Source organism: Anabaena sp. PCC 7108, from assembly GCF_000332135.1.
Lineage (GTDB): Bacteria > Cyanobacteriota > Cyanobacteriia > Cyanobacteriales > Nostocaceae > Anabaena.
The window spans coordinates 65,209-80,267 of the sequence record NZ_KB235896.1 but is presented as its reverse complement, the minus strand read 5'-3'; the positions used below and the strand labels follow the sequence as shown (position 1 = coordinate 80,267).

Annotated in this window: 18 protein-coding genes; 10 read left to right on the top strand and 8 right to left on the bottom strand. The window is 37.7% G+C overall.

The window, feature by feature from the left end:
* Nucleotides 1-2,979 carry an NB-ARC domain-containing protein gene (locus tag ANA7108_RS26595; RefSeq protein WP_016948910.1) on the top strand — a complete coding sequence of 993 codons (2,979 nt, stop codon included), beginning with the start codon at nucleotides 1-3 and terminating at the stop codon, nucleotides 2,977-2,979.
* A 144-nt stretch (nucleotides 2,980-3,123) separates the two neighbouring features.
* On the opposite strand, the gene ANA7108_RS0101100 is transcribed toward ANA7108_RS26595, so the two are convergent.
* From ANA7108_RS0101100 to ANA7108_RS0101090, 3 genes are read right to left on the bottom strand one after another with little or no spacing between them, the layout of a single operon-like run.
* A complete protein-coding gene (locus tag ANA7108_RS0101100) occupies nucleotides 3,124-3,948 on the bottom strand; it encodes a PD40 domain-containing protein (RefSeq protein ID WP_016948909.1) in 825 nt (274 codons plus the stop codon).
* Nucleotides 3,936-4,322 carry a hypothetical protein gene (locus tag ANA7108_RS0101095; RefSeq protein WP_369750733.1) on the bottom strand — a complete coding sequence of 129 codons (387 nt, stop codon included), beginning with the start codon at nucleotides 4,320-4,322 and terminating at the stop codon, nucleotides 3,936-3,938. Before ANA7108_RS0101095 ends, ANA7108_RS0101100 begins: the two co-directional genes overlap by 13 nt.
* 3 nt (nucleotides 4,323-4,325) lie before the next feature.
* Nucleotides 4,326-4,550 carry a hypothetical protein gene (locus tag ANA7108_RS0101090; protein ID WP_016948907.1) on the bottom strand — a complete coding sequence of 75 codons (225 nt, stop codon included), beginning with the start codon at nucleotides 4,548-4,550 and terminating at the stop codon, nucleotides 4,326-4,328.
* Between the two features lie 40 nt (nucleotides 4,551-4,590).
* Here ANA7108_RS0101090 and ANA7108_RS0101085 point away from each other — a divergent pair, with 40 nt between their 5' ends.
* The 3 genes from ANA7108_RS0101085 (at nucleotide 4,591) to ANA7108_RS0101075 (ending at nucleotide 5,899) form a co-directional block, all read left to right on the top strand.
* Nucleotides 4,591-4,869 (top strand): helix-turn-helix domain-containing protein, encoded by a 279-nt coding sequence (locus tag ANA7108_RS0101085; RefSeq protein WP_016948906.1) that lies wholly within the window; start codon nucleotides 4,591-4,593, stop codon nucleotides 4,867-4,869.
* Between the two features lie 416 nt (nucleotides 4,870-5,285).
* Nucleotides 5,286-5,576 carry a hypothetical protein gene (locus ANA7108_RS0101080; protein WP_016948905.1) on the top strand — a complete coding sequence of 97 codons (291 nt, stop codon included), beginning with the start codon at nucleotides 5,286-5,288 and terminating at the stop codon, nucleotides 5,574-5,576.
* Nucleotides 5,573-5,899 (top strand): hypothetical protein, encoded by a 327-nt coding sequence (locus tag ANA7108_RS0101075; RefSeq protein WP_016948904.1) that lies wholly within the window; start codon nucleotides 5,573-5,575, stop codon nucleotides 5,897-5,899. Before ANA7108_RS0101080 ends, ANA7108_RS0101075 begins: the two co-directional genes overlap by 4 nt.
* Nucleotides 5,900-6,085: 186 nt before the next feature.
* On the opposite strand, the gene ANA7108_RS0101070 is transcribed toward ANA7108_RS0101075, so the two are convergent.
* Nucleotides 6,086-7,690: an IS1634 family transposase gene (locus ANA7108_RS0101070; protein WP_016948903.1), complete on the bottom strand. Its 1,605-nt coding sequence runs from the start codon at nucleotides 7,688-7,690 to the stop codon at nucleotides 6,086-6,088.
* Nucleotides 7,691-7,887: 197 nt separating this feature from the next.
* On the opposite strand from ANA7108_RS0101070, the gene ANA7108_RS26590 reads away from it, so the two are divergent.
* The 5 genes from ANA7108_RS26590 to ANA7108_RS30765 all read left to right on the top strand — a co-directional run bounded on the left by ANA7108_RS26590 (nucleotide 7,888) and on the right by ANA7108_RS30765 (nucleotide 9,969).
* Complete coding sequence (locus ANA7108_RS26590; protein ID WP_016948902.1) at nucleotides 7,888-8,049, top strand: hypothetical protein; 162 nt, start codon at nucleotides 7,888-7,890, stop codon at nucleotides 8,047-8,049.
* A gap of 234 nt (nucleotides 8,050-8,283) precedes the next feature.
* Nucleotides 8,284-8,514: a hypothetical protein gene (locus tag ANA7108_RS0101060; protein ID WP_016948901.1), complete on the top strand. Its 231-nt coding sequence runs from the start codon at nucleotides 8,284-8,286 to the stop codon at nucleotides 8,512-8,514.
* Entirely contained in the window at nucleotides 8,501-8,860 is a 360-nt protein-coding gene (locus tag ANA7108_RS0101055) for a type II toxin-antitoxin system PemK/MazF family toxin (RefSeq protein ID WP_016948900.1), read from the top strand. The genes ANA7108_RS0101060 and ANA7108_RS0101055 overlap by 14 nt, the downstream gene beginning before the upstream one ends.
* Before the next feature lie 323 nt (nucleotides 8,861-9,183).
* Complete coding sequence (locus ANA7108_RS0101050) at nucleotides 9,184-9,513, top strand: hypothetical protein (RefSeq protein WP_016948899.1); 330 nt, start codon at nucleotides 9,184-9,186, stop codon at nucleotides 9,511-9,513.
* Nucleotides 9,514-9,768: 255 nt separating this feature from the next.
* Entirely contained in the window at nucleotides 9,769-9,969 is a 201-nt protein-coding gene (locus ANA7108_RS30765) for a hypothetical protein (RefSeq protein WP_016948898.1), read from the top strand.
* Nucleotides 9,970-10,121: 152 nt separating this feature from the next.
* Here the strand turns inward: ANA7108_RS30765 and ANA7108_RS0101040 are convergent, their stop codons facing one another.
* On the bottom strand, nucleotides 10,122-10,868 hold the full coding sequence (locus ANA7108_RS0101040) for a hypothetical protein (RefSeq protein WP_016948897.1): 747 nt from the start codon (nucleotides 10,866-10,868) through the stop codon (nucleotides 10,122-10,124).
* 192 nt (nucleotides 10,869-11,060) lie between these two features.
* On the opposite strand from ANA7108_RS0101040, the gene ANA7108_RS0101035 reads away from it, so the two are divergent.
* Nucleotides 11,061-11,834 carry a hypothetical protein gene (locus ANA7108_RS0101035; protein WP_016948896.1) on the top strand — a complete coding sequence of 258 codons (774 nt, stop codon included), beginning with the start codon at nucleotides 11,061-11,063 and terminating at the stop codon, nucleotides 11,832-11,834.
* A gap of 126 nt (nucleotides 11,835-11,960) precedes the next feature.
* Here ANA7108_RS0101035 and ANA7108_RS0101030 read toward each other — a convergent pair whose 3' ends face one another.
* From ANA7108_RS0101030 to ANA7108_RS0101020, 3 genes are all read right to left on the bottom strand, one after another.
* Nucleotides 11,961-13,364, bottom strand: coding sequence for an NAD(P)(+) transhydrogenase (Re/Si-specific) subunit beta (locus ANA7108_RS0101030; protein ID WP_016948895.1), 1,404 nt, complete (start codon nucleotides 13,362-13,364; stop codon nucleotides 11,961-11,963).
* A complete protein-coding gene (locus ANA7108_RS0101025; RefSeq protein WP_016948894.1) occupies nucleotides 13,361-13,654 on the bottom strand; it encodes an NAD(P) transhydrogenase subunit alpha in 294 nt (97 codons plus the stop codon). Before ANA7108_RS0101025 ends, ANA7108_RS0101030 begins: the two co-directional genes overlap by 4 nt.
* Nucleotides 13,655-13,855: 201 nt before the next feature.
* Nucleotides 13,856-15,010, bottom strand: a complete 1,155-nt coding sequence (locus ANA7108_RS0101020) for a Re/Si-specific NAD(P)(+) transhydrogenase subunit alpha (RefSeq protein WP_016948893.1) — start codon at nucleotides 15,008-15,010, stop codon at nucleotides 13,856-13,858.
* Nucleotides 15,011-15,059 lie beyond the last annotated feature (49 nt).

Genomic DNA, 15,059 nt, shown 5'->3' with positions numbered 1-15,059 from the left:
GTGACAGTTGAGGGTGCGGAAGATAGGCTGGAACAGTTGATAATCAAAGAGCGTTGCCGATTGGTAGCAGTGTTGGGAATGGGGGGAATGGGGAAAACTTCTCTAGCTGCTAAACTAGCTCAACAAGTTCAGGGACAGTTTGAGTACTTTATTTGGCGATCGCTCTACAATGCTCCACCACTTTTCGAGCTTTTGGCTAACTTAATTCAATTTTTCTCTGAAGATCAAGTTTTAGAAACTGATTTACCAAACAGCTTAGACGGCAGAATCTCCCGACTGGTTGATTATTTACGCCAACATCGCTGTCTTATTATCCTCGATAATGTTGATACCATTCTTCAAAGTGGGGGTATTGCTGGTAGCTATCGAGAAGGCTATGAGGAATACGCTCAACTGATCAGACGAGTAGGAGAAGTTGCCCATACTGGCTGTCTTTTGCTGACTTCACGGGAGAAACCGAAAGATTTAGCCTCACTTGAAGGACAAGCACTACCCGTTCGCTCATTACAATTGAGTGGTTTAGAAGCGGTAGATGGACAAAAAATTTTTGAAATCAAGGGGTTGTCTGGCTCTGAGTCAGAATTGACAGCAGTAGTTGATCGCTATGCAGGTAACGCCTTAGCTTTGAAAATAGTGGCGACAACAATTCAAGATGTTTTTAATGGTAATATTTCTGAATTTATCAAACAAGATACGGCTATTTTCGGTAACATTCGTGAATTATTAGAGCAACAGTTTTCGCGTTTGTCCAACTTAAGTCATGCTTTAATAAAAGCAACAGCAAAAGACTATATTATTGAAATTCAAATTCGTAATATTATTAAACCTATTATAGATGGGTTGCTTTCTATTTTTAGAGGTCAAAAAAACCTAGAAAACAAACTAAATGAAATTTTATTAACGCAGCGTCAGACATTCAGCCAAGAACAAAGTTATGCAGATGGAAATGTCCTAAATCTGCTTTGTTATCTAAAGACCGATCTTAGTAACTATGACTTTTCCCATCTCACAGTTCGGCAAGCAGACCTAAGAAATGTAAATTTGCACAATGTAAATTTTACTCACGCTAATCTAGCTCAATCTGTATTTGCGGAAACTTTCGGTGGTGTTTTGTCATTAGCATTTAGTCCCAATGGAAAATTTTTAGCTATTGGGGATATGAATAGTGAGATTCGCTTGTACCAAGTTGGTGATTGGAAACAGCTAAAAATCTTTAGAGGTCATACTGATTGGGTATCAGCAATTGCCTTTAATCATGACAGTACTATGCTTGCTAGTGGCAGTGAAGACCAAACAATCAAGCTTTGGAATGTCATAACTGGTCAATGTCTCAATACTTTGCAGGGACATGAACAAGGAATTTGGTCACTGGTATTTAGTTCAGATGGGAAAGTATTGGTCAGTGGCAGTGATGACAAGACTGTAAAGATATGGAGTGTCAGTAATGGGCAGTGCCTAAAAACTTTTCCAGGGCATCAGAATATGGTGAGAGGAGTTGTTTTAAGTCCTGACAACAAAGTATTAGTTAGTGGTAGCGTGGACAAAACACTCAAGCTGTGGGATGTCAGCACTGGTAAATGTTTGAAAACTTTGCCAGAACATAATGAAGGGATTTGGTCAGTTGCCATCAGTTCAGATAGGTGCGTTGCTAGTGGTAGTGGTGATGGAGCAGTAAAGTTATGGGATATTAAAACTGGTGAATGTTTAATGACCTTGCAGGGACACTCTGATTGGGTGATGTCACTTGCATTCAGTCGAGATGGGCAAATCTTGGCAAGTGGAAGTTGGGATCATACAGTGAAGCTGTGGAATGTTAGTAGTGGTGAGTGTCGGAAAACTTTGCTAGGACACAATAGTATGATCCGAGCAGTTATGTTTAGTCCTGATGGTCAAATCTTGGCAAGTGGCAGTAATGACCAAACTTTGAAACTGTGGGAAGTTGCTACTGGTCAGTGTTTAAAAACTATGCAGGGATATGGTAATGGCATCTGGTCAATTGCCCTCAGTCCTGACGGTAAAATGCTGGCTAGTAGTAGTGATAAAAAGGTGAAATTGTGGGACATCAATACTGGCGAATGCTTCGCAACACTCATCGGACATAGTAATGAGGTCAAGTCAGTGGCATGGAGTCCTGATGGTGGTATTGTCGCTAGTGGCAGCGAAGACAAAACCATCAAGATATGGGATATTAAAACTTGTAAATATCAGCAAACTTTGCCAGGACACTCGAATTGGATTTGGGCAATTGCTTTTAGTCCCGATGGTCGGACTTTGGCTAGTGGTAGTCATGACCACACAGTGAAATTATGGGATGTCGAGACTGGTCAATGCCTGAAAACTTTACATGAACAAAACCACGGAGTTTTGTCTGTTACCTTCAGCCCTGATGGTCTAACTTTAGCTAGTGGTGGTCATGACCATACAGTAAAGATATGGGAAATCAATACTGGTAAATGCTTGAAAACATTGCCAGGACACACAGGGTGGGTGTGGTCAATTGCCTTTAGCCCGGACGGACAAATCCTGAGTAGCGGTAGCGGAGATCACTTAGTTAAGATATGGGAAATCAAGACTGGTGAATGCTTGAAAACATTATCAGGACATACAGGGTGGGTGCGATCGCTTGCCTTTAGTCCAGATGGTAAAATTCTCAGCAGTGGTAGTATGGATAAAACTGTGAAGTTATGGGATGTAAAAACTGGTGAATGCCTCAAAACTTTACAGCAACCAACTCAAGCTGTTTTATCAGTTACCTTTAGTCCTGAGGGGCATACTCTCATTAGTAGCGGTGAAGATGAGACACTGAAGATTTGGAATATCTTGACAGGTGAATGTATAAGAAGTTTGAGAAGTAAAAGACTTTATGAGGGGATGAAGATCGCTGGTGTTACTGGGTTAACTGAGGCGACGCTGACGACTCTGAAAACTCTGGGGGCGATTGAGTCTGAAATGTATATCAGCGAGAATGGGCGAGTGTAAAAAACTATTGCTCAAATCTGTAGGTGGGCATTGCTATCAAGTAAAATTTAATACATTGGATAATTCGCTATCGCCCCTCAAGATAGAGAGTTATGTTGACTCATTTTTGCGGAAAAGTCAGGAAGGCGATCGCCTTAACTCAAGCTACTGGTCAGGATTTGCAGCAGTTGGTTGTATATTGTCACAGAGATGGCGATCGCCCTCTTTAACATTGGGATTATTCTCCAGATAGTTACGGGCCCAATTGCAACCCCTTACCATTAATCCATCTAATCCTTCAACCTGCCATTTCTTAGCTTGCCACAAGCCAGTTGTCTGATTTTGTCCTACAGCAGCTAGTTGTTTACCATCAGGACTAAAACTAATGCTTGTAACCCATGAGTCATTACTTTGATCTATCTGGTATTCTGCTAACTGCTGACCATTCAAGTTCCACAAGCGGATCGTACCATCTCTTCCAGCTGTAGCTATTAAATTATCCTTGGGGTTAAAAATAACCTGATTAATCCCGTAGATATGTCCTTTTAATTCTCTAAACACACCGCGATTTAAATCTGACCATAAGCGAGCTATGCCATCGTTTCCAGCAGTAACCAGCATCTTACCATCATGACTAAAAACAACGCTGTTTACCCCATCTCGATGTTCTTTGAATTTAGTTGATAATTTATGCTGATTTTTCCAGTCCCACAAACTTATCTCGCCGTATGAGTCACCAGTGACTAGTAAGCTACTGTCAGGATTAAAACTGACGCTACGAATCTTGTTGTAATCATACTCTGGCAAATTTCGAGATAGAGTGGTCGGATTTTGTGGAGTTATCCCATTCCACGGGTAGACAATAGCATTATTAGAAATATTAGAGTCAACAGTAGCTAGCAAGTTGCTATCAGGGCTAAAACTGACACTTTTGATCTGACCTTGATTTCCTCTAAATTTGATTAACTGCTTGCTCTTTAAGTTCCACAAGCAAATGATGCCGTTTCCATATCTTCATTAAGTGATTTTGGATAGATTAATTCTTCTTGTCTGACCCGTCTGCGAGCTAATTCGTTTCCTTCTACGGATACCATTCGCAGCATTACATAACGAATGATGTTTTCATTAATTTCTTTTCCAAGTAAGTTATTATAAACTTCCGTAGCCCTCTTGGTTATTGAATTCCTAACACTGCCAAGGCTACTATAATCATCTTTAGTGAGAGTTCTATCTTCTCTTGCACTCTTTAAATATTTATGGTAAATCTCACTTAAAGTAAAAGAAAGTAGAGGCAAAGCTCCAGGCGTATCTGCATTATTAACGTTGTGTCTGTATAGTAAAGAAGCTCTTTGATTGAAGTTAATATCCTAAACTGGTTGTGGATGTACAATCTTCAAACTGACTTGTTTTGTCATCCAATCGTCAAGTTTACCCTTACTTTTTGACTCCCATTTACGGGAATAAACTTGCGCCATTAATTTATCGAGAGTTCCTCCAGTTAATGGCACACTTCGGTATGTAAGCGGTGGAACATCAAGTTCATCTTGCTCTAATAAACTGGCATTACAGCAATTTTCAGGTAATTGAACCACAAAGTGCGGTAAGCTGGGAAAGATGTAATTTTTATATTTGATGCCAGTATCGTATTCGGGTGATTTGCGTCGTCGTGTGATTATAGCTTGGGAAGCAAAAGAAGGCTCTCAACGTCAGTTGGCTGAAAGATTTAAGGTCAGTTTGTCATTTGTACGAAATCTGTTGCGTCGTTATCGTCAAAATGGACAAATTGAGGCGAAACGACGTGGAGGATACCAACAGCCAACAATTCAAAATGAGGATCTGAACATCATCCAATCTCTGGTAGAGGAGAAAAATGATTTATTGCTGAGAGAATTATGCGTTCGCGTAGCGTGAGCTTTGCTCAATCGCTATCAAGAAAGAACAGGAATGAGGGTGAGTATTCCGACAATGCATCGTGCCGTAGAAAAATTAGGCTTACGGTGTAAAAAAAAAGTCTTTATGCCAGTGAGCAAGATACCCCAAGAGTCCAAGAGTTAAGAACAGCGATTCCTACGGAGCGCTTCGCTATCGCATTACCTCCAACTTCCCAAATAACAATCGCACCTCCTCAACTTCCAAACAGCGATACCTATGTCTTCGACTCCCGTAAGGGATACGGTAAGCTATCTCTACGAGACGCTACACGAACGCTAACGCATCCCTTCAACCTACTCAAAAACGATACTTTCGGTGTTTAAATCTGATATACTTTTAATAGATAAAGTTAATCATAAGTTTCACTTGATATTAATTAACTAGCATCGAAGAAGATGAAACAACATAAAACTATACAGCTACAATTGAAACCAGAAATAGAAGCTCGTCTTATTACCCAAGCTACTAAACAAGGTTTATCAATTGAATCTTATCTTGAATCTTTGATTGAAGATAGTTTAAAAAATCAAGAGGAAAAATCTTTTTCTCAAGTAACAACAGAGGAAGATTGGGAAACAGCACTAATGAATTTAATCAATAGTCCTGCTTTTGCTGTAGCACCACCACTTTCAGATGCAGCTATTAGTAGAGATAGTATTTATACCAGAGAAGACGAAATGTTATGAAATATCTGGTAGATACTAATATTTTATTGCGTTTATTACAAAAAAATAGTCCCATGTACCTTGATACTCAAAGGGCAATTTTAAAGCTCAAAAAGCAAGGTGAATTTTTATGTATTATTCCCCAAAATATAATTGAATTTTGGGCTGTTGCTACAAGACCTCTTGATAAAAATGGGTTAGGTTTATCTATCACTCAAGCTGAAGAAGAAAGCGCAAAACTTAAAAAGATATTTATATTGGAATTGGATACACCACAAATTTTTATTGAGTGCGATCGCTCTTTATATCCCACATTCCGCACTTCAAAAAGTAGCATAATTTAACTACATTGACGGTCAATTAAAACTTATGGTTTGAACAATTACGTATCAATGTAAAATAAAATTATGAACACACAAAGTTGAGCTTTAGAAGGTGTTTAAAAGCTATTTCAACAATAATATTTAATTTAAGGTGTGCAATCAGTTATCAAAAAGATAACCAATGAAATCGTAAAACCAGAGAAAAAACTAAGATAATAAATAATATTTTTGACAAGCAGTAGGTAGGAATTGCAAGATATGATGATGCGACTCTGTTAAGTTAAGAATTCGTTGAAATCCTTGTATCATCAAAAGATGAATCCCTTGAAAACATTGAAATATCCATCTTAATGTGGGAGATTCTGTGGGTTTATTCAGTTGATTTTTCACTGTGGCTTTTTGTGCCTTCAATGACATTCTTAATTGTTTTTGTCCTAAATTATAAACCAAAAGACATAATGCCATTAACATCATCATTGTCTCTACTCTTTCAGGATTTTTGACAAACAGACTATCCGCGAAAAATAACGGGTCTTTGATAAATCTAAATCCTCTTTCTGTAGATTGTTGTTCTTTATATATTTTGAGGATTTCTTCTGACTCTAACTCAATAGTATCCAGAATATTGGTGGCTAAAATAAATCTGCCACACGAGTTTTGTTGTTGTGTAATTAACTCCTGATTTTCTCTTAATTTACATTTCACTCTATAAACTGTTGTTTTCCCTTTATTGGTTTCAGTAATTTCCCGCTCGCATATTTGATGATATTTTAATTTGGTTGTTATTTCTTTGATTTTCAATTCGGCTAAAGATTTATCAGCAAATTCTTCCTGTTCTAATTTATCTACTAGTTTGTTAGCTTTTAATAACTCTTCTTGGATTTTTTTGTCTAGTTTATTTAAGTCTGCTTTTTTTCTCTCTACACTTTCTACTAATAACCATCTTTGCTCTATTCCTCCATAAGATACTTTCTCTTCCAGATAACTATAACCCTGTATTTTACAGGCTTTCATGTCATTATTGATGGAGGCTTTCACTAAATTTCTTGCTTTTTTAATGGATAATGGTACTCGACTTATCCATTTCATGTTTGACATTAATGTTAAATTACTTTCGCTATATAATGCACTGTCCGCCACCATGATACTTTCAAAATCTATTTGTTTAGAATATTCTACTAAGATGTGAGCGAATACTGCTTTATCTGATTCGTTTCCTGATGCTCCTCTAAAAAATAATGGTATATCCCCATCACTACTTACTATTAAATCTAATATACATTGTTTTAAGTCTGGACGATGGTCACGCGAATATCCTTGTGTGATTATAATTGGATGTTCTCTATTTATTCCTAGTTCTTTCTCTAGATTATTTAGGCAATTCTTATATTCCCCGTGTAAATGTAATGAGCTTGAGTCTAAATGGGAATATTTTGTGTCTATTCCATATTTCTTTACTACTTCTAAGGCAATGATTAAGAATAGTTTAGTTAATCCATATTTATAGAGTTTATCCATGACTCTACCTATTTTATCGTCGTTTAAATCTTCTGCTTTTATCCCATCTCCTATTAGATGTTCTACAGCTTTATCTTTAAAGAAATCTGGAAATAAATATAGTGGTCTTGATACAAAGCCTAGTCCGTTGAGAATAATTGCTTTGACTACTTCTCCTGTATTTACTTTTTCTCTGATATCTATTGAAAATATCTCGTTGATTTTTTCTACTATTCCTATTTCATCTATTATTCCTGCGATTATTCCTAAGTGATCTATGTTTTTACTCTCAATTTCTTCTTTTTGGTAATTCATATTATGAAGGCATTTTTTGGTAATTCAGTTTCATTCTCTCATTTTTTCCTGAATTTATTCTCAATGCCCTATGAATTTCTCTTTAGTAGTCCAATGGCAATTAAAGTCTATATTTTTACTTTCTTAGTTGCGTATTTGTATTTAAGCCTCTATGCTGCTTATGATACTTGTATTTGTACTACAAATTGAAGTGCGGAATGTGGGTTATTAAATATCAAGTGATGGGAAAACAGGTGCATGATGCACGTTTAGCTGCGGCTATGGTAGCTCATAATATTACACATTTATTGACATTTAATGTTGATGATTTTAAACGGTTTTCGGATATTGTAGTTGTTGATCCACGTAGTGTTGTTTAATCATATTAGAAGAGCGATCGCATTCCCTCAACTCCCCAAACAGCGAACTGACAAGTCAGCGCTTGCGCTATCGCATCCCCTCAACTTCTCAAACAGCAATACCTTTCTTGCGGAACACTACGCGAACAGTAAGCTACGCTAACAGACTCCCTCAACCCCCCAAAATCTCTTTTTACCTCACACAATGTCAAAAAAATGGTATGATTGATTGGTAAGATGAATGAGTCATACATAATGATGAAAGTCACAATTACTTTAGAAGAAAGCATTCTCCAATTTATTGATCAACAAGCAAAAGGTAATCGTAGTGCCTATATTAACGCAATATTAGCAGAACAAAGACGCAAAATTTTAGAGACAGAAATGATTGCAGCACTCCAAAAAGATGCGAAAGATTTAGAATATCAAAATGAGATTTCTGCTTGGGATAATGTATCTGGAGATGGTATTAATGCCAGAGGGTAATTTAACTTATAAACGGGGTGAGATTCGCTGGGTAAATCTTGATCCAACTGTGGGAGCAGAAGCACAAAAAATCCGTGCTTGTTTGATAGTTCAAAATGATATTATGAATCAATATGGATTATTAACTATTGTGATGCCATTTCGACCAGGAAGTAAGCAAGCTCCCTATATTGTTAATATCAAAACAACAGCAACTAATGGATTAGATAAGGATCGTTTTATTGATGTTGCTCAAATTCGTGCTGTAGATTATCGTCGCGTTTTGGGGTTTGTGGGGATTTTAGAAGCTGAATATTGGGAAGAAATTCGGACTGCTTTGGATGTGGTTTTGGGATTTGGGGTTTAAATTTGCGATCGCAAAGCACTTCGTAGGAATCGCATCCCTTCAACCTCTTCAAACAGCGAACTGACAAGTCAGCGCTTGCGCTATCGCATCCCTTCAACTTCCCCAAAAGCGATACCTTCGGTAAGCTATCTCTACGAGACGCTACCGCTAACGCACCCCCTCAACTCTCCAAATAGCGATAGCAAAGCACTCCATAGGAACCGCAAACCACTCCGCAGGAATCATTTAGATCATCGTAGTTATCACATTTTAGAAATTTCAGACATTGCTTATTCTGATCCGATATACTGGTAATATGTAAAAATAATCAAATCTAGGATTTTATGATTAATAATCACCAATCCATTACAGCTAAATCATCAGCACAACCCCGCAATGATTTATTACTAGAAATTGAACATACTCCAGAAGAATACATACCCGAATTACTACAAATTGTCCGTTTATTTCGTCAAAGTGTGACGATGAAACAGACATCTTTAAAAAACTGGGAAAATGCTATTAATGAAATTAATGAAAGTGATGCAATTAAAAAAGAACATAGAAAAACTAATATTAAAAGATTGTTTGAGTCATGGAATGAATCAGATGATCAACAAGAACAACAAGAAACTTTGGAAGTTATTGAATCTATAAATGGTATTTCAATTTAAAATAAAATGAGTAAGGTTATTATTTTAGATTCTGCACCAGTGGGATTAATTACTAATCCTAAAGCGAATACTCTAGCTGTGTAATGTCAAGAATGGTTTTATAGTCTTTTTGAAAGAGGTTATGAAGTCATTTTACCAGAAATTATAGATTATGAAATTAGACGGGAATTATTAAGAGCAAATAAGTTATCAGGGATTAGAAAACTGAATCAACTTAAATCAGAAATTATTTATCTTCCTATTACCACAGAAGTAATGTTAAAAGCATCAGAATTATGGGCTGAAGCGAGAAATAAAGGTAAATCTACAGCAGATAATAAGGCTTTGGATGGTGATGTTATTTTGGCTTCTCAATCTATTTTAGTTGCTAATTATGGACGTGAGGTAATTATTGCCACGAGTAATAAAAAGCATCTTTCTATTTTTATTGATGCTAGAAATTGGCAAGAAATTTAAACGGTGAGAGCGATTGCACCCTTCAACCCCCCAAATAGCGAACTGACAAGTCAGCGCTTGCGCTATCGCACACTTTCCCCAAACATCCCTTTTAACGAACCACGAAGACGCGAAGAGCGCGAAGGTAAGAAAGAAGAGGAGAGCTAAAAGTATTATTCCGCTAGTTTAGCAGTAATTGATTTACCAATATAATGAAAGTAGTCACTGGTTACACCAAAAGCTACAGAATGTTTAACCATCACAAATACAGTTTGATTATTTTTACCAATAAAGAAATAGTGTTTTTTTGAATCTTCTGTTTTTGCAACCTCAATTTTTGTAAACTCAATGTCTGCTATTTTTCGCCAATAATATTCATATTTCATACCGTAAAAAACAACGGCTTTAGGTTTATGTTCTTTGATTCTTTGACTAATATGATTAATTCGTTTCTCAACACAATAATTTTTATAAGTTTCTCTATCAGATAAAAAAAGGAGTTGAGAATGTTTAGCATATATCCAATCATCAATAGATGGAGAAGGTAAAGGCAATAATTCTAATAAACAAGTTTCTTTTTCTTTCCTTCCTAATTCTTTAAACTGATATTGACGAACATTTTCTACATCAATATTTTCTTTTCCTTTAGCACTTAATATAATCCTAATTAATCCCTTCCATGTATTCTGTATTTTCTCATCCCACCATCCCATATCTTCAAGATATTCTGCAACATCATCTATTTCATTTTTACCTCTTTTTTCCCATGTATTGATTCTAAAATTAATGTTATCAAAATCTTCTCCTCCTGCTTCTTCCATACCAATAAACCAATATTTCCCTTCATAATTACCATATCCATAAAATGTCTCAATTCTTTCTTCTAAAATCTCATCATTTAAAAATTGTTGACTGTTCATAATTATGTTTTTCTGCTTAGAAATACTACTTGACAAGCAACAATAATTTTAGTACAAACGTTTTATACTGTCAAGGAAAAACTTATTATAACTATCAGATATTACCTAGATCATGAGACTTGACAAGTAAAAACTACTATAGTATAAATGTTCCAAATATTTCTATTTTAAGAAAAATCATCAGAAGTTATTATGGGTGTATTTTGGTATTCTAAAGCTGAAGTGGTAACAACTGAACCAGAAACAGTCAAAAAAATAATTAAGAAAATTGCACGTAGAAAAGGTATACCACCAGTTTGTAATTTAAAAATTAAAGGCTATTCAATTTTTTTCGATTCAGATGGCTATGGTTGTTTTGGTGTAAAAGGTGAAAATTATAATCCTAATCCTCCTTTTAATTATCTTCCTCTTTTATTTCAAAAACTATTGGAATCATATTCAGGAGCTTTAATTTGTTTTGAATTTGTTAGCCCATGTCAGGGACAAGAATATTATTTTTCATCAACTTGGATTAAACCTGAAGGTATAGCTCAAATTGATGGAAATTGGTATGAAGGTTGTTATAAATATGCCCGTATGTTATGGTGGAAAAATGAAGATATTTCAAAAACAGCAGATGATTTAATACCAGATGATTTAGTTGGTAGATTTGATATAGCTGATATATGGCATATTCCAATTGATTTAGAAAGATATAAAGAGAATATGCCAAATCTTTATGCTGCTGTTTGCAAAGCTAAAGCAGGTGGATTTGATGATTGGGCGATTGATAATTATGGTAATAAAGTAATTACTTTTGAAGTTGCCGAAAAAATAGGAGCATTATATAGTGATAATCGAGATAATGTATTAGAAGATTGTTTTGACAATATAAATAAGTGGAATTCTTTTCCAGCAGATGCTGATAGAGAGGATTTTGAATTTAAACTACCTGAGAATTTTCCTAAATTATCCAAATTACAGTAAATAAACTTTATTTTTCTTTGCGCCTTTGCGCCTTTGCTCCTTAGCGCCTTTGCGCGAAACAAACCTCTCTGCGTCTCTGGGTGAAAAAAAAAGGGCATAGTCAAAAACTACACCCCTAGCCTATATCTAAAGCTGCTTCACTTCCGAAACCAACTTAGCCACCATATCCTTAGCACTACCAAACAACATTGTTGTCTTATCCTTATAAAACAACTCATTATCAACACCGGCAAAACCAGCACTCATACCGCGCTTAATCACAATAGTCTGCTTTGCCCGATCAACTTCTAAAATCGGCATCCCATAAATAGGACTATTCACATCACTACGCGCCGCCGGATTGACCACATCATTAGCACCAATCACCAACGCCACATCAGCCTGTTCAAACTGGGGATTAATATCCTCCATATCATACAACTGCGTATAAGCTACATTAGCTTCTGCCAATAATACGTTCATGTGTCCTGGCATTCTTCCCGCAACAGGGTGAATCGCATATTTCACATCCACACCCATGCGTTCTAGTTGATCTGCCAACTCCCGGACGCTATGCTGTGCTTGGGCAACCGCCATACCGTATCCTGGGACAATCACCACAGAACGGGCATAACCCAACATCATTGCCCCTTCTTCGGGATCAATACTGCGGACTGTTTGATTACTTGCACCAGCAGTAGCACCACCAGTAGCAGTAGAGACAGAACCAAAAGCACTAAATAAGACACTGAACAAAGAACGGTTCATCGCCTTACACATAATTTCCGTCAGGATTAAACCTGAAGCCCCCACCAAAGCACCGGCGATGATTAACATATTGTTCATCACCACAAACCCAGCCGCAGCCGCAGCCACACCGGAGAGGGAGTTTAACAGGGAGATGACAACGGGCATATCGCCGCCACCAATGGGGAGGACGAACATTACACCCAACACCAAAGAAACAGCCACCACTCCTAAAAATACGGGGAGGCTATCTGGTGTAATGATTAAATAGGCACTTCCAGCTAAATAAGAACCCAACAGCAAGAGGTTAAAAGGTTGCTGCAAAGGAAAGGTAATGGGTGTACCACTAACTAAACCTTGCAATTTGGCAAAAGCCAGAAAACTACCTGTTAAGGTGACACCACCGATTAACACATCCAATAGCATGGAAATGTTGACATCGAGGGGAATCGGTTGAGAACTATCTAACAACCGCCAAAATTCGGCAACAGCTATAAGTGCGGAAGATGCACCACCCAAACCGTTAAGTAAGCCCACCATTTGGGGCATATCAGTCATTTGTACTTTGTAAGCTGCGATCGCACCAATAATAGAACCAATCGCCAAGCCTATCAAGATCATCTCGTAATTTAATACGTGCTGATCTAATAAAGTAGCAACAACAGCTAACAGCATCCCCACCGCAGCCACAAGATTACCGTTTCTAGCAGTAGCGGGAGAACCGAGTTTTTTCAAACCGAGGATAAATAATGATGCAGCGACTAAATACGTCAGCTGAATCCCAGTTGGTAAAAAGTCGCTCATGCTTTAACTTCCTTTTTTTTGAACATTTGTAGCATTCTGTCTGTAACCAAAAAACCACCGACAACGTTAACCATTGCCAAAATTACGGCAATTAAACCGAGAATTACTGATAAATTGGTGTTTTTCTCCCCAGCAGCCAGGATTGCACCAATTACCGAAATACCGGAAATGGCGTTGGAACCGGACATTAAGGGGGTGTGGAGAGTTGGGGGAACTTTGTTGATGACTTCAAAGCCTATAAAGGAGGCTAAGACGAGTACAAATAAAGCAGCTAGTAAAGTTTCTGTCATGTCATTTTTGGGTGCAATAATAAGGCTCACGCAAAGGCGCAAAGATGCAAAGAGAAGATTTACAACACTTATGGCAAATATCTCTCAAACTATCATTCCTCTGTGAACTCTGTGCCTCTGTGGTTAGTTATTCCGTAATTAGTCCGCGTAGGCGGACTTTGCCTATGTAGACGTGATTTCCAATCGCTGTGTTTTTGAAGTCTAAACCGCTACCGCTTGCAAAGCGTCTTTTACCCGTTGGTTTCTAATTTCTCCACCATGAGTAACACAAGCTGCATCAACGATGTCGTCACCAAAGTTGATTTCCAAAGCTTTGTCTTTAATCAACAGTTGCATTAATGAGGTGACGTTCTTTGCATACAGTTGGCTGGCGTGTACTGGCATTGATGAGGGTAAATTAATTGGACCGATAATTGTCACACCGTTCCAAACAATGTCTTTACCTGCTTCTGTACAAGCGCAGTTTCCACCCTGTTCCGCAGCTAAGTCTACTATTACTGAACCTGGTTTCATTTGTTTCACCATTTCTTCAGTAACTAGTTGTGGTGCTTTTCTACCTGGTACTTGGGCGGTAGTAATCACAACATCAGAGTTTTTGACGTGTTCGGCGACTAGTTCTTGGGTGCGTTTTTTACTGTCTTCGGAGATTTCTTTGGCGTAACCACCGGCTGCAACGGTTTCTTCTTCCAGTTTTACTTCGACGAATTTCGCGCCTAAGCTTTGCACTTCTTCTTTAACGGCTGGACGAATATCAAAGGCTTCTACGACTGCGCCTAATCTTCTGGCTGTAGCGATCGCTTGCAATCCTGCTACACCTGCTCCCATAATAAATACTTTAGCCGGTGCGATCGTTCCCGCCGCAGTGGTTAACATCGGGAAATATTTCGGTAAAGCCGCAGCCGCAATCAATACAGATTTATACCCTGCCAGTGAAGCCTGGGAAGATAAAGCATCCATACTTTGCGCCCTGGTGGTACGGGGGATTAATTCCATACTCAAAGCTGTAACTTGACGATTTGCCAATTGTTGGGCTACGACAGGATTTCCTAAAGGATTGAGAAAACTAATTAATACAGAACCGGATTTGAGTAATTCAATCTCTGAGCGTCCATCTTCTCTTTCCTGGGGAGGGCTAACTTTGAGCAAAATATCCGCTTCACCCCATAATTTGGCAGTATCGCTGATAACTGTGGCTCCTGCTGCTTCATAGTCAGAATCACTGAAAAATGCTTTTTCTCCCGCCCCTGTTTCTACAAACACCTCTAAGCCTTGTTTGACTAATCTGGAAACAGTGTCGGGAATTAATGCCACACGACGTTCACAAACTTCAATTTCTTTAGCAACTGCTATTTTCATGCAATCTCCTGAAGATAAATACCTAAATATCTACTAACTATGGAATTTC